Annotated in this window: 5 tRNA genes; all 5 read left to right on the top strand. The window is 53.9% G+C overall.

Annotated elements, in window-relative coordinates:
• Positions 1-23 precede the first annotated feature (23 nt).
• The 5 genes from KGF45_RS19660 (at position 24) to KGF45_RS19640 (ending at position 460) form a co-directional block, all read left to right on the top strand.
• Positions 24-109 (top strand) — tRNA-Leu (locus KGF45_RS19660).
• Positions 110-128: 19 nt separating this feature from the next.
• Positions 129-204 (top strand) — tRNA-Met (locus tag KGF45_RS19655).
• A 7-nt stretch (positions 205-211) separates the two neighbouring features.
• Positions 212-286, top strand: a tRNA-Glu gene (locus KGF45_RS19650).
• Positions 287-303: 17 nt separating this feature from the next.
• Positions 304-377, top strand: a tRNA-Gly gene (locus KGF45_RS19645).
• 7 nt (positions 378-384) lie between these two features.
• Positions 385-460 (top strand) — tRNA-Val (locus KGF45_RS19640).
• The last annotated feature ends 50 nt before the right edge of the window (positions 461-510 follow it).

Raw genomic sequence — 510 nt, 5'->3', positions numbered from 1 at the left:
CCCCACCCTTGGAGCCAAAAAAAGCCGAAGTGGCGGAACTGGCAGACGCACAGGACTTAAAATCCTGCGGGACTTACCTCTCGTACCGGTTCGATTCCGGTCTTCGGCACTTATAAAACAAACAATATCGCGGAGTGGAGCAGTTGGCAGCTCGTCGGGCTCATAACCCGAAGGTCGTAGGTTCGAGTCCTGCCTCCGCAACCATTAAAATGGCTCGTTGGTCAAGAGGTTAAGACACCGCCCTTTCACGGCGGTAACAGGGGTTCAATTCCCCTACGAGTCACCAAAAAAACAATTAAATAAGCGGGTGTAGCTCAATGGTAGAGTTCTGGCCTTCCAAGCCAGCTGTGAGGGTTCGATCCCCTTCACCCGCTCCAAAAAAATGGGATCATAGCTCAGCTGGGAGAGCACCTGCCTTACAAGCAGGGGGTCGCAGGTTCGAGCCCTGCTGGTCCCACCATTTGCGGCCTGGTAGTTCAGTTGGTTAGAATGCCAGCCTGTCACGCTGGA

The sequence above is a fragment of the Clostridioides sp. ZZV14-6154 genome (assembly GCF_020657785.1).
Taxonomy (GTDB): domain Bacteria; phylum Bacillota; class Clostridia; order Peptostreptococcales; family Peptostreptococcaceae; genus Clostridioides.
Note: the sequence above shows the minus strand (reverse complement) of the source record. Positions and strands in the feature narration are given on the sequence as shown.